This window comes from Paenibacillus sp. MB22_1, from assembly GCF_047200555.1.
Taxonomy (GTDB): domain Bacteria; phylum Bacillota; class Bacilli; order Paenibacillales; family Paenibacillaceae; genus Fontibacillus; species Fontibacillus phoenicis.
Map to the genome: position 1 here is coordinate 1,124,861 of NZ_JBLADV010000002.1, position 23,523 is coordinate 1,148,383.

Below are 23,523 nucleotides of genomic sequence, written 5' to 3' on the forward strand. Positions count from 1 at the left end.
GCTCTCAATCTATCAAAATTCATGACATTATCCCCAAATTTGTTAATTAATTAAATTATTGTTATAATGAATCGAGTTATGAACGGGGAGGGAACTTTCATGATTGACGATCACGGAAAACCTTTTTCTGATTCTGCTGATCCACACGGTGCTAAAGCTAATTTTGACACAAATGAAAAAAAGTTGCATTCTCATGGTGTTCCTGGACTTGGGAGACAAATTACAAATTTATTGATTTTAGTTGGTGTAATTGCAGTAATTATTCTGCTGAGCAAAATCTTATAATTGAGCGTTTTGCAGTAATCTGAGGCCTTGATCTATAAGGATTTCCGGGTATAAAAAAGGGACTTCACCCCAACTTGGAGAAGTTTTCAAGTGACCTAACAAGAAAACCCAAAGGGAGTGAAGTCACAATGTATATTCTCCAAGAAAGCTTGTTTTCCTTCGAGGAATTGCTCGCCATGCAATCAAAAGATCGATTGCCGATCTTTTTTGGCTCGCTCGATCTAAGACCCTATGCCAAAGAGTTGAGAAGCCACTCACCCCGAGGCGCTGAAGGGCATTGCAGACAGGGCATTTTACGTGCGCTTCTGGCCGCCCCCCTTGAAGGCATCGATACCTTTACGACTTTGCATCATCGGTTGAGCACGGACCTTCGGTTTCGCTACCAGTGCGGGCTTTCGCTTGATCGGGAAGCTCCATCCATCTCCACACTCAGCCGCGTGTTTGCCGACATCACGAAAAAAGAACTGGCCAAGCTGCTGTTTGAGGATCTGATTGCCCACCTGAGGAAAGAAGGTATTCTGGACGGCAGCCACGTGGCGATTGACAGCACCGCCATCTGTGCTTACGAGAGAAAGCAACCCAAGCGAAAGAGCGAACAGACCGGCAATGCCAATTGGGGAGCGAAACTCGATTCGTTCGGCAACAAGATCACCTGGTTTGGGTACAAACTCCATCTAGCTGTCGATACGAAAAGCGAATTGCCGCTTGCCCTGGACGTTACGCCTGCGCACGTCAATGACGGAGATCGGGCGCAAAGCCTGATGGAACAAGCCGCATCCAGAGCCGCTCCGAGGTTTTTCATGCTGGACGCAGGCTATGATCAGTTGAAGGTTTACGAGGCCGCGCAAATCGTCAAGGCTCAAGCCATTATTCCGCTCAACCTCAGGCGCGAGAAGGAACCGCCAGCCAGCATGCTGTCCAATGGGACGCCATGCTGTTCCATGGGCTATGCCATGACGTACTGGGGAGCGGACGGCGACATCCTGAAGTTTCGCTGTCCGCACGCAACCGGCAAAGTCGACTGTCCACTCGGCATGGCCGCTTGCTCGTCCTCAAATTATGGTATGGTCGTCAAAGTGGACGTGAAGGAAGACCTTAGACGGTACTGTAATCCACATCGAGACACCAAACGCTGGAAGGCACTTTACAATGAGCGTACGAGCGTTGAGCGCTGCAATGCGCGGCTAAAGAGCCACTTGACAGCAGATGCCCTGCATGTGCGTGGGATCGAGAAAGTGACGACTCACCTATATCTGAACGCCATTGTTTTACTTGCATCTGCAATAGCCACATCTCGTTCAGCAAAAGCGGTCGCTTAAAAACGAGCGATTTCAAAAATTCTGCAGGTCTGCCTATTTTCTTATCCAATAAATTCCAACAGCCATACAATACAAGAACTCAGCAGATAAACGACCTGCTGCCGGTCGAAAATCCGCTATAACGCTAACTCCGATTCGGAATTATGCAAAAGTCTCAATTACTATATTTTATTTTGTTTCTATGGCAGGAAGGCAAATCCTTGAGGTCTCATTTGGTGATTACCTGGATAATAGGTACATGTTGCTTCTGGCATAAATCAACAACTCCTTTTTTTTTTGATAACATTTTGCTTTTGGGTATTAAAAAAACTTTAGGGCCACTATCTTTTTAAACAAACATATTTGATCTCCCCCTCCCACTGGAGCGTTCCCATCTTGATCACTTCGCCGACCAGCAACCAGACGATCTTTGTGAACGTCGAATACAGATGGAGCGTGCCGTCGTCCTTCCATTCGGAGCTCATCCCCGCTCCATGGGTCAGCCCCTCTCAGTGACAACGTCGGCAAACAGCCCCCGTATAACTGCTCCGCCATGTCATAGGCTGACTTCCGACTGCTGTCGCCGGAAAGGACAAAATGCACGGTGACCGAAAACCTCCGCTTGAAGCAGCGATTAAGCTCGCGGTTCTACTCCGACTTCAACAGCCGCACGAATAGACTCGGCGAAGACAAACCTTCAGAGCCCCGCTCGGTCTATATCGGCAGCTCCACTCGGCCGTCTCTCTTTTCGACGAGTCCTCCGATTGTCCACTGTTCACACGCCTTTCCCATATAGCACCTACCTAGTCTCATCAACCGATGCAAGGGGCTCGTCCGAAGCAATGACTGGCTGTATGATTTCTGAAACTGGCGAGAAAAAAGCAGGACCGAGAAAGTCTCATTCACGGCCCTGCTTAAGGATGAAGATTTATCTTTCGACACTATCATTGTATCTCAGTTCAGCGACCGTCATCGGCCTTTAAGCGGACAAACAACGGAACGAAAGAGGTCGGATAGAGGTCAGGAAAAGAGTAAAAAATGGTCGATTGGTACCTTCCACCTCTATGTATTGAAAGAAAACCCAATCCCTAATCATTTAGTAATCTCCCTCCTCCAATTTGGATCTTCCTGTACTGCATAAACCCATCTTAAAGTACATATCTAAACTGCAAGTTAAAAGATATAAACAATTCATAAAATAGTTCTGTATGAAAAATAACCGCAATTCCTTATCAAATTCTTAGAATTGCTTTATAGACTTGGTTCCAGAATGAAAGAAAAGGATGAAGAAGCATGAACAACAACCTTATTCTGCAGACTCGGAACCTAAGCAAAACCTTTAGAGGCCAGCAGGCGGTAAACAACGTTTCCCTCTCCATTCAGGAGAACTCCGTTTACGGGCTGCTTGGTCCCAACGGGGCCGGAAAATCCACCCTTCTTAAAATGCTGACCGGCATGCTGCGGCCGACTTCCGGCGAGATTGAATTTTTAGGCGCCCCCTGGTCACGCGAACATTTATCCCAAATTGGCGCTCTCATTGAGTCGCCTCCGCTCTACGAAAACTTAACCGCCCGCGAAAATCTCAAAGTACGGACTACACTTCTTGGTCTACCGGATACTCGAATCGACGAAGTGTTGCAGACGGTGGGTTTAACGAACACCGGAAAAAAACGCGCCGGCCAGTTCTCCATGGGAATGAAGCAGCGACTGGGAATCGCCATTGCCCTGCTCCACCGCCCCAAACTGCTGATTCTGGACGAGCCGACCAACGGTCTCGACCCGTTTGGCATTCAGGAGCTGCGCGAGCTGATTCGCTCTTTTCCAAAGATGGGGATTACGGTCGTCTTGTCCAGCCACGTCCTGTCCGAAGTGGAGCAAATCGCGGATCACATCGGCATTATTGCCGGAGGCGTGCTGGCTTATCAAGAGGCAGTTACTCCGGGAGAACATCTAGAGTCCCTGTTCATGCAAATTGCTCGTGAGCACCAGAAAGGAGACGAATAAGATGCAAGCATACCTCCGTGCGGAATTTCTTAAAACCAAACGAACTTTTACGAGAAAACTAACCTGGTTGGCTCCTCTGCTAACCTTGTTGCTATGCACAGGATTGATGGCTGGGCCGTTCTTTCAAATCGCCAGCTACAACTGGTGGTATACCCTTTTGCTTCCCGGAGCGCTCACTTTGATGTGTACGGGTGTTATCCAAAAGGATAGCAAAAAGCTGAAATACCGGGCGATCTTCGGATTGCCGGTGTCTCTGTCGAAGGTTTGGCTCGGTAAAATCGGAGTGATCGCCGGGCTGTTTCTTGTTTCTTCGGTCATTTTAATGCTCGGGATTGCGCTTAGCGATCTGGTCTTCCCTGCTGGATTTACTTTGGCGGACCACGCCTTGGGCAGCTCGCTGCTCTTTCTGACCTTCCTTTGGCAGATCCCGCTCTGTCTGTTCTTAACCGACCGGATCGGCATGTTTGCTACGATGATCCTTAATGTGCTGGGGAACATCGCCTGCAACATTCTGTTGGCTACGACCGCTTACTGGTGGGCTGTGCCTTATGCGATTCCGTCTCGGCTGATGTGCGCCGCGATCGGCGTGCTTCCTAACGGATTGCCGGTTCCCGAAGGCGATGCCTTGTGGGACAAGAGCGTTATTTTGCCAGGGGTGCTGATCACGCTTGGCCTGTTCTTCCTGCTGTGCATCCTGACGATGCGTTTATTTCGCCATCGGGAGGCCAAGTAAGATGAGCTGCTACTTCCGTTGTCTCCGATCTGAACTTATCAAGCTCCAAAGACAACCGACCCTGTGGGTGCACTTGATCGTCCCGCTGGCCGGGATTGTGATTTTCTTAGGTTATTACGCCTATACTCCGTTTACGCCGGCTTCTAAAGTGAGCGCTTATTTGCAGGTGCTTGCGGTTTCTTTTCCAACGATTATAGGTATCGTCTGTGCCATCGCTGCGGACCAGGAAGCTGCTGCCGGAAATTATCAACAGCTTCTCACCCTGCCGAACCGCCTCATCGCCCTGGCTGGTAAGCTGACCGTGCTTCTTCTGCTGGGCTTGGGCAGCACAATTCTGGCTTCGGTGGGGTTCGGAGTGGGCTTCCTTTATCTTTTGTCTCAATCGCCCTATGGGCTCGGGTTCTATTTAGAAGCTGCTTGCCTCCTGTTTGGAAGCAGTCTGTTTCTCTATGCCTTGCACCTCTACGTGAGTCTGCGATTTGGCAAAGGCGCATCGATCGGTCTTGGGATTCTGGAGAGCCTCGTGTCTGCCCTCCTGCTGACCGGCCTTGGGGAAGATAACTGGATCTATATCCCTTGCGCCTGGGCTGCCCGGTTCGTTAGCCTTTGGATGCAATTCGGGTACGCAAATGCTGCCTCCCTTCCGATCCCGGCGGACTCTTTGCTTGAACCCGGAATCCTTGCCTGCGTCACAGGGACCTTGGCGATCATGGTATTATTAGGAGTGTGGTTCCGGCGATGGGAAGGTACGAAGTCGCTGGAGTAAACTCAGATCTCATCAATAAAGAAGGGATAGAAGATGGCCCATATTCTTGCGGTAGATGATGATCCGGCCGTGCTGACCTTAATTCGGAATATTTTGCAAAAAGAAGGACATCTCGTCACAGCTCTCTCCTCTCCTTCTGAAGTGTTGGCGCTGCAATTGGGAAGCTATGACCTGATCTTGCTGGACGTGATGATGCCAGAGCTGGACGGGTTCACCCTCTGCCGGCAAATTCGCAGCAAGGTCGACTGCCCAATCCTGTTCCTGACCGCCAAATCCATGGAGAATGATCTGGTGGAGGGCCTGAGCATCGGGGCGGACGATTATATCGTCAAGCCGTTTGGGGCAGGCGAGTTACGGGCGCGAATTGCCGCCCACCTCCGCCGGGAAAGCCGGGAACGGCGCAGCGTGCTCTGCATCGGCGAAGTTCATTTTAACCTGTCGGGCAAGGAGATGCGGGTGCAGGATACCTTCATCCCGTTGACCAAAAGCGAATATGCGATCTGCGAGTTTTTGGCGTTAAATCGGGGGCAGGTGTTCTCGAAAGACCAAATTTATGAATCCGTGTTTGGATTCGACGGAGAAAGTGAAGCTTCCACCATCGTGGAGCATGTCAAAAATATCCGCGCAAAATTAAACCAAATGAACGTCAATCCGATTGAAACCGTGTGGGGGATAGGATACCGATGGAAGTAGCCCGCGTCACGTCAGGACCGAAAGAAACCAAGCTGCGTACGCTGTTTCTAAAATATTTAGCCGCTTTTTGTCTGGGAACGATTGGGCTTGCCCTGTTGCTATCCTTGATCTTTGTGGGGCTGCTGTTCACTGGAGCCGTTCTCCCGGCAGATTATGCCGAGAAGCAAGTGCAGGAGGCCAAGTCTCGCCTCATGGCGGGACAGGAGGTGCAGCTGGACACCCCCTCTGCGTTGTACCAATATGCGAAGTACACGGTAGACGGGAGGCTCCTGGAGCACAGCTTCTCCGCCAAGCAAGGTGAGGCGGCGTGGAAGCGTCTGGAGGGCGATCAAGCGGCAGGTTACACTTTTCCTTATCATTATGTGAAAGTCACGCATGGCCAAGAGGTTTATATCTTCCGGTATTCTCTTGCCGCCCAGTTTAACCAAGCGACTCTGCGCCGCTTACTGCCTAGTGCGGAACTGGCCTTTTTCGTCCTGTTCTGTGTCCTCTTTCTGCTTCAAGCCGTTCTGTTGGCCTCTTCGTTTGGTCGAAAGCTAGCCCGCAAAATGAGCGGACTGCAGGAAGCAACCCAGCGCATTCAGGAGCAGGAGCTGGACTTCTCCATCCAATACAGCGGGATCGCTGAAATTGACCAAGTGCTTAGGTCCATGGATCAGATGCGGGATGCCCTGAAGAGCTCGCTGGAGCAGCAATGGAACCTAGAGCGCCGCCGCCGGGCTCAAATCTCAGCGCTCGCCCATGACGTCAAAACCCCACTCACCATCGTTCGCGGCAATGTCGAGCTCCTCTCTGAAACGGAACAGTCGGACGAGCAACGGGAATACACCGAGTATATCGCCCAAAGCGCCCGTCAGATGGAAGCTTATATCAAGACCTTGATCGAAATCACGAATACGGAAACTGCGGCTTCCTATCAGCCCGTAAACCTCGATCTGAAGGAGTTCATCCATACGCTCGAAGCGCAGATGCAGGCTCTCGCCGCGGTCAAAGAACTTTTTGTCGCAGTCCACTTCGTTGGCGAACTGCCAGACGAGCTCTATGCCGATCCTGTCTTGTTGGAGCGCGCCCTCATGAACGTCATCGCCAACGCCATGGATCACACCCCGGCGAAGAGTAAAATCACGCTATCGGTGGAGGCTGCGGGCGATCGGATTCAATTCCGCGTGACTGACGAAGGTCCGGGCTTCTCGCCTGAAGCGCTCAAGTACGCCACCGAACAGTTCTACATGGGCGACCCGTCCCGCCGAAGCGACGGACATTACGGCATGGGCCTCTATATCACCCAGTTTGTTGCCCAATTACATGGGGGTGAACTGCATATCGCTAACTCCCCGGTGACGGGTGGGGGCGAGGTGACGATGGAGGTGCCGGTGAGGGGGTAATTAATCGGCGTTTCCGATGTTTGCATTCACATCTGTTCGAATCACAAAGGCAACTTCTTGGGTGTTGTCTCCCCAAGTGCATACCAGCCGAAAGCCTCGCAAAACCGCACCCGGTTCATACTCTTCGCTGGCCGAGCTTGCGTTTCCATAAGGGTTCGAAAAGAGCTCATACCTCGTAATCTGTCATGTTCATCGTTCTTTTCAATGAATTCACTTCCCGTGAGTTAGAGTAATATAGAAAAACCGATCTTATCTCCTCAAAGATAGGATCGGCTTCTATCATACCATAAATGTATAAATTTACCTTTATGATCAGTCACATTTCTATCCTTCAACCACCCAGCCCGTGAATCAAGGTCTGTACGATCGGAACGTTCCCCGCCGCCACAACGCCAATCCAGCCACTAAGCACGATCCACGATAATACTCTTAATCTCATAGCTCTTTTCCACCTCACAGAATAGATATTTGTACTTCTCTTGAACCTCCCTGGATGCCTCATGTCGGAACTGCTCAAACAACCGAGCATATCGAATCAACATCGATTCATGGTTGAACCTCAAAGCAAGCTCCATTCCTTCAAAAAGCTGCCGAACCCCCATCTCAACCCGCCGCGTGCGAAATTCGTATTGAGCCAATTCCCACAAATACCGGACGTACTGATCCGCCACAATCTGTGTATTGTAATGACCAAAACGGCATGACCGTTCTTTGTATGTCAGATGTGCCCCGAACCGCTCGAGCAGATGATCCACGTTCAACTCAAACTGGTTAGCCGCCTGCAAAATCCGGTACATCGCTGGAACAACCTCCTGCACATGCGATGCGACCCATTCCGTATAATCCGCCAGTACCTGTATATCGCCTGACATTAAGCGGTACACATAGGCATTGGCCCGGCCCCATTCCTGAAACTGTTCCACAACCCGTTGCTCTTCCTCGTCTTTCACGTCAATTCCATGTAGAGCGCCACCGCTGTATAAAGTCACATACTCCAAAGCCCGAGCATATTCTTGTCTGGCATCACACACATTCGCTCTCAACAAATACGCATACAACAGATAAAAAAGCTCCGTCCGAGACGCCCCCTTATCCATCGCCTCCTTCCGTTTTCGATTTACCCGATGGCGGTATTGAATCGTCGCTTTCTGCTCCAGCTTCTCTGCCAGGGATTCAACCCGATCCCACCGATGCAAAGAAGCGTACACATCCGCCAAATCCTTCAATGCATCTAGCTGAACCCCTTCGTCCAGTCGGTCCACATAGTCTTCGAACAAAACGGCGGCGCGCAAATTCTCCTCTTGATCTTCTCCGAGATGAATCGTAAACAAGCGATACCGGCTTAACGCCAATCGCTCGGAATGCTGGTACTTCTCGCATTCAGCAACACACTGGTACAGCAGAGCAGCTGCCTTTCTTTTTCCCTCTCGAAAAAACTGCTCCGCCATCTCAAACAACACTGGCATATAAGATAATCGATCCGCCACCGCCTGCACCAGTCGCTTCAGGCACCCCAGCTTGTTCAACTCCGCGCACCGCCGAATAAACGGGCCCAGCCGCCTCCAATGCAACGGCATACCACGCAGACATTCTTCTAAGTAAATCTCGTAAAGGGCCCCTTCCTCCAACCCCATCCCCTCCGTGATGAGATCCAAATTATGTATAGAAATTTGCCGATACCCGCTCAATATCGCACTGATCGTTCCTTGATTAATCCCGGTCATCTCGGAAAACTGCTGACGCGTCAGCCCAGACCAAATTAAATAGCTCTCTAACTCTTGTCTAACCGTGGTTGCAGGTTTCATGGGAATACCTCCCCCGCGTCCAAATCATCCTTTTCATCCTGATTGTATAGCCTTTTTTAGACACAGTCAATAAAAATAGTACTTATATATACTATTTTAAAATATTTATTTCTAGTATAATTATCTGTATTTGCCTAACCACCTTACCTACCCTTAAAAGAAGAGGTGGTAATCTATGAATCTACCAGAAATCGTTGGAAAACGAATTCGTGAATATAGAAAACAAAAGAACTGGACTCAAGAACAACTGGCTGAAGCCGCATCGCTTCACTACAGTTACATAGGCGGAGTAGAACGAGGGGATCGCAATATCTCGTTGGAGACGTTGGAGAAAATTGCTGTTGCCTTGGATGTCCCAGCTGGAGACCTATTTCGTACCGAAGTGGTACTCGATAAACAGCAGTTACTTGATGAGCATATGAAATTGGTTAGCAGCAGAAGTGCAGAGGAGATTGCGTTGATTACGAAGATCACGCGAGATGTGATTTGGGGGATGGGGATGAAGAGTTAGAAACTTTCTTAAAAAGCTTCCGCTCTGAGGTGATGTTGTGGCAGTTTTGCGCATTTTTCTAGGAAATCGAATCCGCGCCATACGAAATGCAAAAGGCCTCACTCAACAAAACTTGGCGGATTTGTCCGGTTTGGACTATAGATACATCGGAGCTATTGAACGGGGAGAACGAAACTTCTCAATCAATACCCTGGAGAAGGTCCTCTCTGCACTAAAGATTTCTCTGAATGAACTTGCTTATTCGGGTGTTGAGCAGAGTGAAAGGGATTCTGTTCGGTGGGAAGCTATCGACCAGTTCATTGCGAGTACTGAGGGATTGGCTGAGGAGCAGATTGAAATATTACAGCGGGTGAATCGGGAAGTTTTGAGGGCGTTTAAATAAACCTTCTCATAGGGATAGTTACTAGTTATTTGAGTGTTTTGCATAATTCCGTTTCAGAGAAGAAGCGATAGCATATTCACTGTCGTTAAGGGGTAATTTTCGAAAATGGTATTATATGGATGAAGAAAAGGGCAGACTTGCAGAATTTTAGAACAGCTCGTTTTTTAAGCGGCAGCCCGTTTTGAATGATGAGAAACGGCGAGCGCAGATGCAAGCAGAACAATGGCATTCAAATACTGGTGAGTTGTGACTTTCTGAATGCCCCGGACATGTGCGGCGTCTGCCGTCAAATAGGTTTTCAATCGGGAGTTGCAGCGTTCTACGCTGGTTCGTTCATTGTAAAGTTCCTTCCAACGCTTTGTATCCCGATGAGGGATGCTGTATCGCCGGAGATCATCCTTCGCATTTACTTTGACGACCATTCCATAGTTTGAAGACGAGCAGGCAGCCATGCCAAGCGGACAGTCGACTTTACCCGTGGCATGCGGGCAGCGAAATTTATGCATATCGCCGTCAACTCCCCAGTATGTCATCGCATAACCCATGGAACAGCACGGTGTTCCGTTCGAGGTCATGCCAGCAGGCGGTTCCTTCTCCCCCCGAAGATTAAGGGGAATGATGGCTTGTGCCTTGACGTTGCGGGCGGCCTCATAAACTTTCATTTGGTCGTAGCCCGCATCGAGTATGAAAAATCGTGTGCTCGTCCTGGACGCTGTTTTCTCGATCAGGCCCGGCGCCATTTCTCCATCATTGACATGCGCCGGCGTTACTTCCAAGGCGATCGGCAATTCACTTTTCGTATCGACCGCCAGATGAATTTTGTAACCAAACCATGTGATTTTATTGCCGAAGGAATCAATTTTTGCGCCCCAGTTCGCATTACCCGTTTGCTCGCTTTTGCGTTTGGGCTGCTTTTTCTCGTAAGCGCGGAGAGCGGCGCTGTCTATGGCGACGTTACTGCCTTCTATGATACCTTCCTGCTGACAGCGTGTGACCAAATCCTCAAAAAGCCGTTTTGCCAAGTCCTTTCTCGTCAGTTCTGAGAAAACTCGGCTTAATGTGGATATGGAAGGAGCTTCTCGATCCAGCCGAAGACCACACTGATAACGAAACCGGAGATCCGTATCCAAACGCTTATGCAACCCTGAAAAGGTACTTATTCCTTCAAGCGGCGCAGCCAAGAGTGCTCGTAGAATACCTTGTCTGCAGTATCCCTCAGCGCCTCGGGGTGAACGGCTTCTCAGTTCCTTGGCATACGGTCTCAGATCGAGAGAACTGAAGAAGATCGGCAATCTCTCCTTGGGTTGAATTTTTAAAAGTTCTTCGAAGGAAAACAGACATTCTTGGAGAATATACAAAGTGACTTCCTCCATCCTTGAGGTTTTTGGGTTTAGTCACTTGAAAACTTCTCCAAGTTGGGGTGAAGTCCCTTTTTTATGTCCGAAAATCCTTACGGCTCAAGGCCTCAGATTACTGCAAAACGCTCATTTATAACGTAGATTGAATAGAAATCTCTTGCCCTCTATTTTTTCAGAATCTGCCACTTAATTGTATAAACATGGAAGTAGAGGTATAATAAAAAATATTTTAACTAAGGGTGAGATTATGGCAGCAAAAAAAGTGGAAGACTTATTAAATAACCCTGATATCGATGCATTAGTACAAGCTGTTGAAGAAGCGACTAGGGCCACTGTGATGAGTTCAACTCGGTTCATCGAACCAGCGGGAAATTTAAAGAATGGATAGAAGAAGTGGGACTAAACTCAACTAAAAAGATCGCTTGGTGGAGAAAGGTTTTTGGTGCTCAACCCGAAAGGTCGCCATTAAACAAGCAAAAGAGCCAGCAACTAATTGCTGAATTATCTCAACAGATCAATAATCTTAACGATATTCTGCATTCCGAAGATGACGCAGATATGAACTATAAATGGTCTTCTAGTGATGCTATTGAAACCGAGGACTCTGGGGAAGCAGGAGTTGGCTTTAAAGGATTACAGTCAAATCTTAAGGTTTCCGATAAAATCAAAAGCGATAGTAGTGTAGAAGTAACTGAAGCATCTCGTCGCTCAAAAGTAAATTACTTACATAGGCATATGCTTGATTTCCGGCGTTTATTTAGAGAAATATCAGAGTTGGCAGGAACTGATGCATTTCTAATGCTGGATGACTTATATCATATTAGAAGATCCGATCAAGCTAATGTATTAGATTATTTTCATAGAGCTACAAAAGGAAATCAAGTCTGGCTTAAAGCAGGAACAATAAGACACCGAACAGATTGGTATCTACATAGTGACCCCCCAAAGGGTCTAAAACTAGGTGATGATGCCGACGAGATAGATTTAGACATCACTTTGGAAAAGTTCTCGATTGCAAAAACGTTCTTATCCAATATTCTACATGAAATTGCTGAAGAGGCTGGAGCTCCAAGTCCTAGAAACATTATGGCCGACACCGCCATGGATAGATTGGTTTTGGCAAGTGGGGGAGTTGCACGTGACTTCCTAACTATCTTCCGTAGGTCCGTTGAAGTAGCACGTGAAAGGGGTGGAGGATTTAGAGGACCAAAAATTGGGGCAGAAGATGTCAATCGTGCCGCTGGTGAACATGACTCCTCTAAAAGAGAAGAGTTAAAAAGGGATACTAATGATGAAAGAGAACGCCTTGAAAGACTGTTTGAGAGTGTAAGAGAATTTTGTTTTAATACAGGGTCAAATTGCTTTTTAGTTGAACGAGATTGGAATCAAGATGGAGCAAAAGATATTGAAGAGTTAGTTGACTTGCGACTCATTCATCGTATTAATCCTAGAGTTACTGTTCGAGACAGAGCAGGGAGACTTTATATTGCATACATGCTAGATTTAAGCCAATATACTGGTGATAGGAAGCGACGTGGGCTTAATATGATCTCATTTTGGTCAAAAGATGGTTCTGAACAGTTAAGAAAAGCTAGGTTGATTTTTGCCGAGAGGCCGATAAAGTAAAAATTCCTGGGCATCCTTATTGGGATGCCTTTTTAACAATTCAATTAACTTAAGGATATTTACTTAATTTGTAATTTAGTTCAAAATCTTTATTATTTATACTATTCACACTCCTATAGCTCGTTATATTTATTCATTTTCCCAAAAGACTTGTCCACCGGATACTTCTCTCCATTCCGCCGCATCTTGTCCCGAATGATTTCCTCGATATTGAGGCCCAGCGCATCGGCCAGGTACACTGAGTAGATCAGCACATCGGCCAGTTCGTCGGCGATGTCTTGTTTCTTCTGCGATACGGCATCTTCGGACGTTCTCCACTGAAAATTCTCTAACAACTCGGACGCCTCAAGACTCAGTGAGATCGCTAAATCTTTCGGATTATGAAATTGCGCCCAGTTGCGCTCCTCCCGAAAAGCAAGCAGCATTTGGATCAGCTCTTCATTCATGTTTATACCCATTCCTTTCGCTTCGCTCAAGGCACAAAACGGAATGAAATCCGTCAGCCTTGAGCGATTTTTTGTATTCTTGAGTTACAGAGATCGTCAGCACACTACAAATCACGTGGAGGTGAGTGGGCCACCTCTCGTACAGGGTGACCGCATGTTTATATGTGTAGATTGCCTTTCCAAGCACAAATAAGTGTCGCCTCGAGCACGCAGACTTATCTTTGATAAACAACTCGTTTATTGCTGGGCAATCAGTCCCTGCTGCTGTCTCTGTACATCATAGAAAGGAGTCTCGATATGGCTTTAAAAATTGTCTACCCTGTCTGTTGCGGAATCGACGTGCATAAAACCTTCGTGGTTGCCTGCATCGCCTCCACCAACAGCCAAGGCGTCACCACTTACAAACGCCATCGCTTCTCAACCTTCACCAAAGGGCTGAATGAGCTGTCACAGTGGCTTTGTGAGCATGACTGCAAGGATGTCTGCATGGAATCGACCGGGAAATACTGGATTCCCGTGTTCAACATTTTGGAGCATTCCTGCAACATCACGCTCGCCCATCCGAAATACGTCAAGGCCATTCGCGGCAAAAAGACCGACAAGAAGGACGCCCAATGGATTGCCGACTTGTTCAAACACGATCTTGTTGCCGGAAGCTTTATGCCTCCCTTGCCGATCCGGCAACTGCGCGACCTGATGCGCTACCGCTTCAAGCTGACCAACTTTACGTCGAGCGAGAAAAACCGGCTCCAGAACAGCCTGACGGTTTCGAACATCCAGCTTGGCAACGTCGTTTCGGATACATTCGGCAAAAGCTCCATGAACATTCTGGACAAGCTCTTGGACGATCCGACCGATACGTCCTTTGACCTTGAACCGCTCGTTCACGGCTCCCTGAAAGGCAAACTTCCGGAACTGGAACTCGCCATTGACGGGTTCATTACGCCCGAACAAGCCGGAAAAATCAAGGTCATTAAGCAGCACTACGAAGATCTGGAGTCCCGCAAAGCAGAACTGGAATCGATTATCCTTTCCCTTGCCGAGTCCTACTCAGAAGAAATCAACTTGATCTTGACTGTTCCGTCCATAAGTAACCTGTTCTCCGCCATTGCCGTGGTTTCCGAGATCGGGGTGAACATGGACGTGTTCCCGACAGCCAAGCATTTGTGCTCCTGGGCAGGACTCGCACCTTCCAATGATGGAAGCGCCGGCAAGAAAAAGTCAGTCAGGATTTCGAGAGCTGGCATCTACATCAAGCCGCTTTTGGTCCAGTGCGCTACCGCTGTAGTCAAAAGCGAGAAGCATCCCGAAATCCGAAACCGCTACTTGCAACTGAAAAAGCGTCGAGGCCACAAACGCGCCATCATTGCGATTGCGCGAATGCTGTTAACGGCCATCTACCACATCTTGAAAAACAAAGAGCCTTATAACCCTGATTTGTACAAGAAATCCGATGTTCGTCCAGTTACCCGTGAAATTACGGTAGAACAAGCGATTAAACTTGCTCAAGCTCAGGGTTATCGCATTATGGAAACTGCGACCTGATTTCGCTCACTCCTTAAAAAATACAGTATTTTCCATTCAGTCGTTTTGTGAACGGCTTATTTGGCATGCTCATTTCCCTTGCTGCGTGCGTTGGCTATGGATTTCAGACTTGTACTCCTATCATTCTGTCATTTGATTGAGCCACTCCATCCACGCAAAAAGAGGCGGTTCTCCCCTTCACTCGGGGCCCGCCTCTAGTCGTCTCTTGGTGTGGCCATGCTTTGGCCCTTGGTACATTCTTCCTAATACCAAGTTATTATAAAATGGAAAGTTCGTCAATTACCGCCTAAATACGTCTCATACTACGACGTCGTAAGTAATAGATCATAATCGCCAATGTCGCCGCCAAAAAAACAATCTGCATCAACGTACGAGGCAACAAAGCTTGATGAGCTTCCGTCGCCATGCCAGATAGGGCGTAGTAAACATTTGCCGGAAACATACAGATGAGGAGAAGCGAGAGACCTCCCGCCGCCCAAGTGACTGTCGGACGCCACAACAAACCAAGTGCCCCGGCCAATTCCAACACTCCGGTGAGCGTCACAATAAACCCAGGGTAAGGCAAAGCAGGCGGCACCATACTGATCAACTCCTCCCGCATCCCCACAAAATGAACGGTGCCGGTCAACACGAACATCGCCGCAACTCCGCCCCGAAGGGCGACAGGCCAAGGACGCAGTCGTTTCACTCCCGCCGCTCCCAGGACAAGAACCACCAGCGGGACAACGATAAGGGGGATGAGAGGTTCCACGCACAGACCTCCTCGTATAGTATCTTTAAAAAGCTCTTTTAGGTTCATTTCCATCCCCCCGGGGGATGGAAAACAGCCTCCAAATTTCCAGCTTGTTCTTTGAAAATTCCATCAGGGACTGGACTTTCCGGTATGCCTCTGGACAATGGAACGTAGGGTCCATTCGGGGAAATCCTTCTGCCTCCAGTAGCATCGTCTACTCCTTAAGTCTGTTTCTCCGGTACGCGTCTGAGCTTCTTACCCGCTGGCTGTTCCCTTCGGCATCCCATGCCCGGTTTTAGCAGATCCGGGGCAGCTCATGGCCCGAAGTGTGTCCTCATACGCGAGGGTGATAGATCTGCGCGTGCGCCGGAGGCATCCCGGAGCGTCCATTCCCTGAATCCCTAGCGAAAGGAGGAATTTCACTTGAAGCTTTTTGTCGGTATTGACGTGAGCTCGCAAGAGCTCGAAGCGTGTTTCATGAACGCTGACGGTGACAAGCTTGAGACACTCACCGTCAAAAACAATTTGAATGGCGCCTCGCACTTGCGTGACCAAATCGTCGCTGCAGCGGACAAGTTGGCCGTCACCGAGATTCACATCGGCTTGGAAGCCACTTCCGTCTACAGCTGGCACCCTGCCATGTACCTGCATCAGGATCCAGCGCTTCGAGAGCGCAAGGCCAAGGTGTTCACCTTGAACCCCAAGCTCATCAGCAAGTTCAGAGAAGCCTATGCGGATATGGACAAGACCGACCGGCTCGACGCCTGGGTCATTGCGGATCGCCTGCGCTTCGGCCGCCTGACGACCACCATCGTCATGCAGGAGCAGTATGTCGCCCTTCAACGCCTCACGCGCATGCGTTTCCACTTGGTCCATAACTTGGCTCGCGAGAAGCAGTACTTCTTGCAGAACCTGTTCTACAAGTGCAATGCGTTTACAACCGAGGTCGACAGCTCCGTGTTTGGCCATGCGCTCATGGAGATGCTCTCCGAGAAGTTCAGCCTCGATGACATCGCCGAGATGGACGTGGCCGATCTGGCCGACTATCTGCGGGACAAGGGACGCAATCGTTTCCCCGATCCCGAGCGGGTCGCCCGCTGCATTCAGCAAGCTGCCCGCGCCTCCTATCGGCTGTCCAAGGTCGTGGAGGATTCGATTGACCTGGTGCTCGGCACCTCCATCGAATCCATCCGCAGCATCCAGAAGCAGCTCAAGGATCTCGACAAAGCGATCGAGCGGGTCCTCGACGGCATTCAAGGCGCTCAGTGCTTGCTGTCAGTGCCCGGCATCGGCAAAGTCTATGCAGCCGGTCTGCTCGGCGAACTCGGCGATATTGAACGGTTCAAGGATCAAGCCGCCGTCGCCAAGTACGCGGGTCTGACGTGGCGCAGGCACCAGTCCGGCGTCTTCGAGGCGGAGGACACCGCCCGCATCAAATCCGGCAACCGATTCCTGCGCTACTACCTCGTTGAAGCTGCCAACTCGGTTAGGATGCGCGATGAAGAATTCGGTGAATATTACCGGAAGAAGTATCACGAAGTGCCCAAGAATCAACACAAACGCGCCCTCGTCTTAACGGCAAGAAAACTCGTGCGTCTGGTCGATGTGCTGCTACGCAGCGGCCAACTCTACACGCCACGGAAGAAGGTAACGACTGCGAAGGATTGACGCCCCCTTTGCCCAAAGTCCTTTACAATTCCAAGTAAAAATCTGGTATCTGACATGGTTTTTGGCTGGGTTTGCTTTGATGCGCCCTTTTTTCGTGACTCCGCGCTCAACAGGCACGGGAAATTTCCAATTCGATTAAATCAACAGCTTGACATCATACCGCTGGACTTTTTATCATTTTCACAAAAATCGTGCCCTCAGAAACCTTTGGAGATCATCAGATACAGAATCCCAAGCGGAAGCAACGTCGCGATCGTCCCGTAAACCGTCCAATTCCGAGAAGCCTTATGGTAGGCTGCTGAAACGGTGCCCTTCTCGATACCATCGGCGCTGAGTCGAATCATTTTGCTTTGCATGGGAATGAGGATAAACAACCAAATCAATCCGCTCAAGGCAAACAAGCCGAGGGACACGGTAAGCCAATTCAGCCCGGCCAAAGAGTAGCCCAAGCCGCCCGTCATCATGCCGCCGGAAAGGACGATCAGGACCAGTCCAGGAATCGTAAAAATATAATCTGCGATCATCACGTTCTTAGCCGCATAGTGCATAATTTGTGGATTCCCCGTCCGGTCTGCCCGGATTTTCCAAAATGCCGCCGTGATGATATTTCCCACCAACAATAAGACACCTAATACATGCAAGGTTAACCATACTCCCATAACCGATCACCCTTTCTGTTCCCGTTTTCTGACGGGGTTCAAAATGTTCGTCATCAGTGAAGTTAAGTCCTGTGCATTAACCAGCGCGTGCACGTTCGGAATTCTGGCGCGAATTCGGAATCCCAGCGTCATGAGCGTGAACAACTCTGCGGTTTTGCCCGCCTCGACCGTGTCGGGAATAACGCCGTGCTGCTGACCCGTTTCAATCCAGATCTGAGATAAGTAAACGGTCCGCTCATAATACTGCTTCAGAGCCTCTGCAACGGTCGGGTCCTCTTCCTTGCCAAACAAATACACGAGCACTTTGTTGGTCACATTCTGCGGGTTTTCGAATTCAACAATGCTGTCCTTAATCTTCTGCATCGGATCATCGAAGTTCCGCCGACCTTGCTCAATCTCATGCATGAAGCGTCGGTTCGTTTCTTCAAGCCCTTCTTGCAGGATCAGCACAAAGATGTCGTCCTTGCTGTTGACATAATGGAAAATCGCGCCTTTAGACAGGCCAGATCTGCCCATGATGTCCTGCGTTGTAATCGAATGGCATCCCTTCTCCTGAATCAACTCTTTCGTTGCATCAATCAGCCGTCTTAACGTCCGTTGTCTGCGCTCCTCCTGTTTCAACTCGAACCCTCCGGAAAAATTCTTCAAATTTGATGTATCTTCATTATAAATACCGACCGTTGGTTTGTAAATAGAGGGCTCCAGTATTTGTACTCTACAATTCTGTTTTTGATTTCGAACCACAATCCATTTACACAAAAAGAGGCAGTCCCCTTTGATTGGGAACCGCCTCATATTAATTATTGGATTATGCCATGCTTCAGCCAATAATTAATAACTTAACTGATTGACTCAGGTAATCTGAGTTCAAGCTTGTCCAAATCAACGACAAAACCGTTTGCTTGTAAAATATCCAAGCCTAGCAATCCCTGATGTGACTTAGGCAGCATGCCTACATCAACTTCGACTCGCTCCAATCTAAGAGAATCTATGATAATCTCGTCAAGAATTTTCGTGTAAAAAGGGACAGTTCCACCAATTCCATACGCCTCGTAAACCGGATCACCATTTTCATAAGTAACCCCAATTTTCTCCAGGACATCCGGACTGAATACCGTATGCGAAGAACCTGTGTCAACAATAACGTCCGAGATTTTCATAGATTGACTACGATATTGTACGGTCAGCTCTACCGTAAGCAAGTTGCCATCATAATGGATATCCATACTTAATGCCTCATTCTAACCAACGGGTTATTTCGTATATGGATGACACATTCTTCGTTTGAGGTGTGATACACAATCTGACCTGGCTCCACATTAAAGAACGCCTTGTTAGCCTCATGGTCAGGAACAGTTCTTACAGGGGCGACTTCTGTAACAATCTTCTTTCCCTCTTCCTCGCGATAATCAAGAACGGAAAGAAGGACGAATTGATCGGGAAACAGCTTTCTTACCTCCTGCCACTGCATCGTAAACCCTCCTCGTATAGTATCTTTAAAAAGCTCTTTTAGGTTCATTTCCATCCCCCGGGGGATGGAAAACAGCCTCCAAATTTCCAGCTTGTTCTTTGAAAATTCCATCAGGGACTGGACTTTCCGGTATGCCTCTGGACAATGGAACGTAGGGTCCATTCGGGGAAATCCTTCTGCCTCCAGTAGCATCGTCTACTCCTTAAGTCTGTTTCTCCGGTACGCGTCTGAGCTTCTTACCCGCTGGCTGTTCCCTTCGGCATCCCATGCCCGGTTTTAGCAGATCCGGGGCAGCTCATGGCCCGAAGTGTGTCCTCATACGCGAGGGTGATAGATCTGCGCGTGCGCCGGAGGCATCCCGGAGCGTCCATTCCCTGAATCCCTAGCGAAAGGAGGAATTTCACTTGAAGCTTTTTGTCGGTATTGACGTGAGCTCGCAAGAGCTCGAAGCGTGTTTCATGAACGCTGACGGTGACAAGCTTGAGACACTCACCGTCAAAAACAATTTGAATGGCGCCTCGCACTTGCGTGACCAAATCGTCGCTGCAGCGGACAAGTTGGCCGTCACCGAGATTCACATCGGCTTGGAAGCCACTTCCGTCTACAGCTGGCACCCTGCCATGTACCTGCATCAGGATCCAGCGCTTCGAGAGCGCAAGGCCAAGGTGTTCACCTTGAACCCCAAGCTCATCAGCAAGTTCAGAGAAGCCTATGCGGATATGGACAAGACCGACCGGCTCGACGCCTGGGTCATTGCGGATCGCCTGCGCTTCGGCCGCCTGACGACCACCATCGTCATGCAGGAGCAGTATGTCGCCCTTCAACGCCTCACGCGCATGCGTTTCCACTTGGTCCATAACTTGGCTCGCGAGAAGCAGTACTTCTTGCAGAACCTGTTCTACAAGTGCAATGCGTTTACAACCGAGGTCGACAGCTCCGTGTTTGGCCATGCGCTCATGGAGATGCTCTCCGAGAAGTTCAGCCTCGATGACATCGCCGAGATGGACGTGGCCGATCTGGCCGACTATCTGCGGGACAAGGGACGCAATCGTTTCCCCGATCCCGAGCGGGTCGCCCGCTGCATTCAGCAAGCTGCCCGCGCCTCCTATCGGCTGTCCAAGGTCGTGGAGGATTCGATTGACCTGGTGCTCGGCACCTCCATCGAATCCATCCGCAGCATCCAGAAGCAGCTCAAGGATCTCGACAAAGCGATCGAGCGGGTCCTCGACGGCATTCAAGGCGCTCAGTGCTTGCTGTCAGTGCCCGGCATCGGCAAAGTCTATGCAGCCGGTCTGCTCGGCGAACTCGGCGATATTGAACGGTTCAAGGATCAAGCCGCCGTCGCCAAGTACGCGGGTCTAACGTGGCGCAGGCACCAGTCCGGCGTCTTCGAGGCGGAGGACACCGCCCGCATCAAATCCGGCAACCGATTCCTGCGCTACTACCTCGTTGAAGCTGCCGACTCGGTTAGGATGCGCGATGAAGAATTCGGTGAATATTACCGGAAGAAGTATCACGAAGTGCCCAAGAATCAACACAAACGCGCCCTCGTCTTAACGGCAAGAAAACTCGTGCGTCTGGTCGATGTGCTGCTACGCAGCGGCCAACTCTACACGCCTCGAAGGAAGGTGAATAGCGCCAAGGATTAACGCCTCCTTTGCCTTAGTCCTTCACGAATTCCCAGTAAAAATCTGGTATCTGACATGGTTTTTGGCTGGGTTTGCTTTGATGCGCCCTTTTTTCGTGACTCCGCGCTCAACAGGCACGGGAAATTTCCAATTCGATTAAATCAACAGCTTGACATCATACCGCTGGACTTATTCAATGGATATCCGCATAGCCGATCGCGCTAGTTGATTATAGTTTACCATAATTCTCTGGCTTGCCTTAGCATTTTATATTGTCGGGAAATAGTCTTTTTAAATCGTATCGATATTATTTTGTAAATTCTCCTTTAATGCATCAATAATCATTATCGTCGTGGGATAATTTCGAAATTTGATATGATAAGCCAGATATAGTTCATTAGTCACTCTAAACTCAGGATAGATTATTTTTACGGTATGATTGTGAATAGATTTTTCTAGCATATAATTTGGAAGAATACTGATTCCAGCTCCATGTTCTATCGCCGTCAATATTGAATGAAGATCCGGGAGAACATGTTTGATTTGCATTTGCGGTCTTTTCTTAAAATATTCTCTCCAAAATCTTCTGATGATCGGTAATTCACTGCCATAACTGAGCCAATCTTGTGAACACAACCAGGCTTCAAAGCGTTCCTTATCTTCATAATGATGTTCTTCAAAGTGATAAGGTGCAACCAGTACAAATTCTTCTTGAACATAATGGATATATTCAATGCCAGGGGCAGGGATTTTTTGGGACGTTATAATCATGTCAAGTTTTTCCTCGATCAGTAATTCAAGAATATAGGAGGCCACCCCAAAAGTTGCATTAACTCGAAATGGAAATTTATTTAAATTACGAGCTAAATTCTCACGGAAGTATTCGTATCCTGTACCGATTTTAACCATGGGGACGGTTAATGAGTTTTCCATTTTGAATTTTTGTGTAGTCTCCTCCAAAGCTTCAATAAGAGGAACCACTTGTGTGTAAAGCTCTTTCCCTTTTTCGGTGGGAATCATTTTTCTTGCAGTTCTCGTAAATAATTTATCATTAGATTAATCCTGAATCCGTGATAAAGGTTCTTTGAAAATTAAAGATAATTGAAGGAAAAAGCACCTCCGGTAAAGAAATTAAAAGAAAATCATAACTTTTCCAATTTCACCTGAGAGGTGCTCTATGAAGATCCAATTTGTCCGCTCGAAAGAGTTAATTCTCTCTACTCACGCCGGTCTTGCAACCGTTGGCGCTTTGCTTGCGCATACTGGACTTAGAAAGCGCCTGAATCATACAAAGATCAAAAGTATGAAAACACCGATTCATTCCCACGCCGATGTCATGAAGAGCTATCTGGGCCTGCTCTGCCAAGGCAAGAGCGACTTTGACCATATTGAGCCGTTTCGAAAAGACGATGTATTCACAATCTGCCTTCAGCTCCAAAAAGTCCCCTCCAGCCCGACTCTTCGCCAGCGTCTTGACGCCGCAGCACAGACGCCGGAATGGAACCGGATTTTACTTGAGGAATCCGCTGATCTCATTCGCAAGGTAAAGGCTCCATTAACAGGGCTGACAGCAGGTGAAAAGGCTTATGCGCCGCTGGATATCGACGTATCTCCTTTCGACAATTCCGGCACAAAGAAAGAAGGCGTATCTCGTACTTACAAAGGGACTGACGGCTATGCTCCCATCTTTGCCTACCTGGGCCAAGAAGGCTATGGCGTTAATGTGGAACTGCGTGAGGGCAGTGTGCATTGCCAGAAGGGAACAGCCGCATTTTTAGAACAGAGCATCGCATACGCCAAACGTGCAACGGACCTGCCGCTGCTCATTCGCATGGACGCTGGAAACGACAGCGCCGAAAATTTGCATGTTTGTCATCGCGAGAAAGCCGACTATATCATCAAGGCCAATCTCCGCAGAGAACCGAAGGAAATGTGGCTGCGCATTGCGGAAACGACGGGAATCGCCTGCCAGCAGCGCGAAGGAAAAGTCGAATATATCGGCGCGATAGAATTTCGCGAAAAGGGATTCGACCGCCCCCTTCGCCAAGTGTTCCACGTCATTCATCGAACGATTGATCGGGATGGACAAGTGTTGCTGTTCCCGGAAATTGAAGTGAGCGTCTATTGGACGTCGCTTCGCTGTGCCCCGTCACGAGTGATTGAGCTTTACCGCGATCATGGGACAAGTGAGCAATTCCACAGCGAAATCAAAACCGATTTGGATTTGGAGCGTCTGCCTGCAGGAAAATTCGCAACGAATGATCTCGTACTGCATGCCGGCTTGTTTGCCTATAACCTTCTTCGAATCATCGGCCAGGAGAGTCTGCGTGAGCATGACTCGCCGATTCGAAACAACGTGCAGCGTCGCCGTATTCGTACGGTTATCCAGAATATTATTTACATGGCGGCAAGATTGGTTCGACATGCGCGAGGTATTCGATTCAATTTCGGCTGCAACAGTCCGTGGTTTCCCGTTATCCGTCGTATTTACTGTGCCTTTACCTGACAGGATGGAATATTATAGGGG

25 protein-coding genes are annotated in these 23,523 nt (G+C 48.9%); 15 read left to right on the plus strand and 10 right to left on the minus strand.

Annotated features, from left to right (window positions below; translation table 11 throughout):
- Positions 1-99: 99 nt before the first annotated feature.
- Together ACL02P_RS17060 and ACL02P_RS17065 are read left to right on the plus strand one after the other, a co-directional pair.
- Complete coding sequence (locus tag ACL02P_RS17060) at positions 100-285, plus strand: hypothetical protein (RefSeq protein WP_260070389.1); 186 nt, start codon at positions 100-102, stop codon at positions 283-285.
- Between the two features lie 128 nt (positions 286-413).
- Positions 414-1,604 carry a transposase gene (locus ACL02P_RS17065; RefSeq protein ID WP_412837041.1) on the plus strand — a complete coding sequence of 397 codons (1,191 nt, stop codon included), beginning with the start codon at positions 414-416 and terminating at the stop codon, positions 1,602-1,604.
- A gap of 320 nt (positions 1,605-1,924) precedes the next feature.
- Here the strand turns inward: ACL02P_RS17065 and ACL02P_RS17070 are convergent, their stop codons facing one another.
- Entirely contained in the window at positions 1,925-2,068 is a 144-nt protein-coding gene (locus ACL02P_RS17070; RefSeq protein WP_260070390.1) for a hypothetical protein, read from the minus strand.
- A gap of 808 nt (positions 2,069-2,876) precedes the next feature.
- On the opposite strand from ACL02P_RS17070, the gene ACL02P_RS17075 reads away from it, so the two are divergent.
- From ACL02P_RS17075 to ACL02P_RS17095, 5 genes are read left to right on the plus strand one after another with little or no spacing between them, the layout of a single operon-like run.
- Positions 2,877-3,587 (plus strand): lantibiotic protection ABC transporter ATP-binding protein, encoded by a 711-nt coding sequence (locus tag ACL02P_RS17075; RefSeq protein WP_412837764.1) that lies wholly within the window; start codon positions 2,877-2,879, stop codon positions 3,585-3,587.
- Position 3,588: 1 nt separating this feature from the next.
- Positions 3,589-4,320, plus strand: coding sequence for a lantibiotic immunity ABC transporter MutE/EpiE family permease subunit (locus ACL02P_RS17080; RefSeq protein ID WP_412837765.1), 732 nt, complete (start codon positions 3,589-3,591; stop codon positions 4,318-4,320).
- Between the two features lies 1 nt (position 4,321).
- A complete protein-coding gene (locus ACL02P_RS17085; RefSeq protein ID WP_412837766.1) occupies positions 4,322-5,086 on the plus strand; it encodes a lantibiotic immunity ABC transporter MutG family permease subunit in 765 nt (254 codons plus the stop codon).
- Between the two features lie 33 nt (positions 5,087-5,119).
- Positions 5,120-5,779: a response regulator transcription factor gene (locus ACL02P_RS17090; protein ID WP_036644107.1), complete on the plus strand. Its 660-nt coding sequence runs from the start codon at positions 5,120-5,122 to the stop codon at positions 5,777-5,779.
- A complete protein-coding gene (locus tag ACL02P_RS17095) occupies positions 5,770-7,164 on the plus strand; it encodes an ATP-binding protein (RefSeq protein WP_412837767.1) in 1,395 nt (464 codons plus the stop codon). The genes ACL02P_RS17090 and ACL02P_RS17095 overlap by 10 nt, the downstream gene beginning before the upstream one ends.
- A gap of 404 nt (positions 7,165-7,568) precedes the next feature.
- On the opposite strand, the gene ACL02P_RS17100 is transcribed toward ACL02P_RS17095, so the two are convergent.
- Positions 7,569-8,969, minus strand: a complete 1,401-nt coding sequence (locus ACL02P_RS17100) for a helix-turn-helix domain-containing protein (protein ID WP_009223476.1) — start codon at positions 8,967-8,969, stop codon at positions 7,569-7,571.
- Between the two features lie 175 nt (positions 8,970-9,144).
- Between ACL02P_RS17100 and ACL02P_RS17105 the strand changes: the two genes are divergently transcribed.
- Both ACL02P_RS17105 and ACL02P_RS17110 read left to right on the plus strand, forming a co-directional pair.
- Positions 9,145-9,480, plus strand: coding sequence for a helix-turn-helix domain-containing protein (locus ACL02P_RS17105; protein WP_009223475.1), 336 nt, complete (start codon positions 9,145-9,147; stop codon positions 9,478-9,480).
- 37 nt (positions 9,481-9,517) lie between these two features.
- A complete protein-coding gene (locus tag ACL02P_RS17110; RefSeq protein ID WP_260070398.1) occupies positions 9,518-9,862 on the plus strand; it encodes a helix-turn-helix domain-containing protein in 345 nt (114 codons plus the stop codon).
- Between the two features lie 164 nt (positions 9,863-10,026).
- Here the strand turns inward: ACL02P_RS17110 and ACL02P_RS17115 are convergent, their stop codons facing one another.
- Entirely contained in the window at positions 10,027-11,220 is a 1,194-nt protein-coding gene (locus tag ACL02P_RS17115) for a transposase (RefSeq protein ID WP_412837532.1), read from the minus strand.
- 247 nt (positions 11,221-11,467) lie between these two features.
- Here ACL02P_RS17115 and ACL02P_RS17120 point away from each other — a divergent pair, with 247 nt between their 5' ends.
- Together ACL02P_RS17120 and ACL02P_RS17125 are read left to right on the plus strand one after the other, a co-directional pair.
- Positions 11,468-11,608 carry a hypothetical protein gene (locus ACL02P_RS17120; protein WP_157273302.1) on the plus strand — a complete coding sequence of 47 codons (141 nt, stop codon included), beginning with the start codon at positions 11,468-11,470 and terminating at the stop codon, positions 11,606-11,608.
- A gap of 5 nt (positions 11,609-11,613) precedes the next feature.
- On the plus strand, positions 11,614-12,846 hold the full coding sequence (locus ACL02P_RS17125; protein ID WP_009223473.1) for a hypothetical protein: 1,233 nt from the start codon (positions 11,614-11,616) through the stop codon (positions 12,844-12,846).
- Positions 12,847-12,959: 113 nt separating this feature from the next.
- Here ACL02P_RS17125 and ACL02P_RS17130 read toward each other — a convergent pair whose 3' ends face one another.
- Positions 12,960-13,292 carry a nucleotide pyrophosphohydrolase gene (locus ACL02P_RS17130; RefSeq protein WP_009223472.1) on the minus strand — a complete coding sequence of 111 codons (333 nt, stop codon included), beginning with the start codon at positions 13,290-13,292 and terminating at the stop codon, positions 12,960-12,962.
- A 297-nt stretch (positions 13,293-13,589) separates the two neighbouring features.
- On the opposite strand from ACL02P_RS17130, the gene ACL02P_RS17135 reads away from it, so the two are divergent.
- Positions 13,590-14,837: an IS110 family transposase gene (locus tag ACL02P_RS17135; RefSeq protein ID WP_412837768.1), complete on the plus strand. Its 1,248-nt coding sequence runs from the start codon at positions 13,590-13,592 to the stop codon at positions 14,835-14,837.
- A gap of 286 nt (positions 14,838-15,123) precedes the next feature.
- On the opposite strand, the gene ACL02P_RS17140 is transcribed toward ACL02P_RS17135, so the two are convergent.
- Positions 15,124-15,588 (minus strand): DoxX family protein, encoded by a 465-nt coding sequence (locus tag ACL02P_RS17140; RefSeq protein WP_036644103.1) that lies wholly within the window; start codon positions 15,586-15,588, stop codon positions 15,124-15,126.
- A gap of 405 nt (positions 15,589-15,993) precedes the next feature.
- Here ACL02P_RS17140 and ACL02P_RS17145 point away from each other — a divergent pair, with 405 nt between their 5' ends.
- Positions 15,994-17,238, plus strand: a complete 1,245-nt coding sequence (locus ACL02P_RS17145) for an IS110 family transposase (protein ID WP_412837769.1) — start codon at positions 15,994-15,996, stop codon at positions 17,236-17,238.
- A gap of 197 nt (positions 17,239-17,435) precedes the next feature.
- Here the strand turns inward: ACL02P_RS17145 and ACL02P_RS17150 are convergent, their stop codons facing one another.
- From ACL02P_RS17150 to ACL02P_RS17165, 4 genes are all read right to left on the minus strand, one after another.
- Positions 17,436-17,897: a DUF2269 family protein gene (locus ACL02P_RS17150; RefSeq protein WP_009223470.1), complete on the minus strand. Its 462-nt coding sequence runs from the start codon at positions 17,895-17,897 to the stop codon at positions 17,436-17,438.
- Positions 17,898-17,903: 6 nt separating this feature from the next.
- A complete protein-coding gene (locus tag ACL02P_RS17155; RefSeq protein ID WP_009223469.1) occupies positions 17,904-18,518 on the minus strand; it encodes a TetR/AcrR family transcriptional regulator in 615 nt (204 codons plus the stop codon).
- A 218-nt stretch (positions 18,519-18,736) separates the two neighbouring features.
- A complete protein-coding gene (locus ACL02P_RS17160) occupies positions 18,737-19,123 on the minus strand; it encodes a retropepsin-like aspartic protease (RefSeq protein WP_009223468.1) in 387 nt (128 codons plus the stop codon).
- Between the two features lie 2 nt (positions 19,124-19,125).
- The gene (locus tag ACL02P_RS17165) at positions 19,126-19,560 is read right to left on the minus strand and encodes a hypothetical protein (RefSeq protein ID WP_323078211.1); all 435 of its coding nucleotides are present in this window, start codon (positions 19,558-19,560) and stop codon (positions 19,126-19,128) included.
- A 212-nt stretch (positions 19,561-19,772) separates the two neighbouring features.
- Here ACL02P_RS17165 and ACL02P_RS17170 point away from each other — a divergent pair, with 212 nt between their 5' ends.
- The gene (locus ACL02P_RS17170) at positions 19,773-21,017 is read left to right on the plus strand and encodes an IS110 family transposase (protein ID WP_412837770.1); all 1,245 of its coding nucleotides are present in this window, start codon (positions 19,773-19,775) and stop codon (positions 21,015-21,017) included.
- A gap of 270 nt (positions 21,018-21,287) precedes the next feature.
- Here ACL02P_RS17170 and ACL02P_RS17175 read toward each other — a convergent pair whose 3' ends face one another.
- A complete protein-coding gene (locus ACL02P_RS17175) occupies positions 21,288-22,016 on the minus strand; it encodes a LysR family transcriptional regulator (protein WP_323078213.1) in 729 nt (242 codons plus the stop codon).
- A gap of 157 nt (positions 22,017-22,173) precedes the next feature.
- On the opposite strand from ACL02P_RS17175, the gene ACL02P_RS17180 reads away from it, so the two are divergent.
- Complete coding sequence (locus ACL02P_RS17180) at positions 22,174-23,502, plus strand: IS1380 family transposase (RefSeq protein WP_009227150.1); 1,329 nt, start codon at positions 22,174-22,176, stop codon at positions 23,500-23,502.
- Positions 23,503-23,523 lie beyond the last annotated feature (21 nt).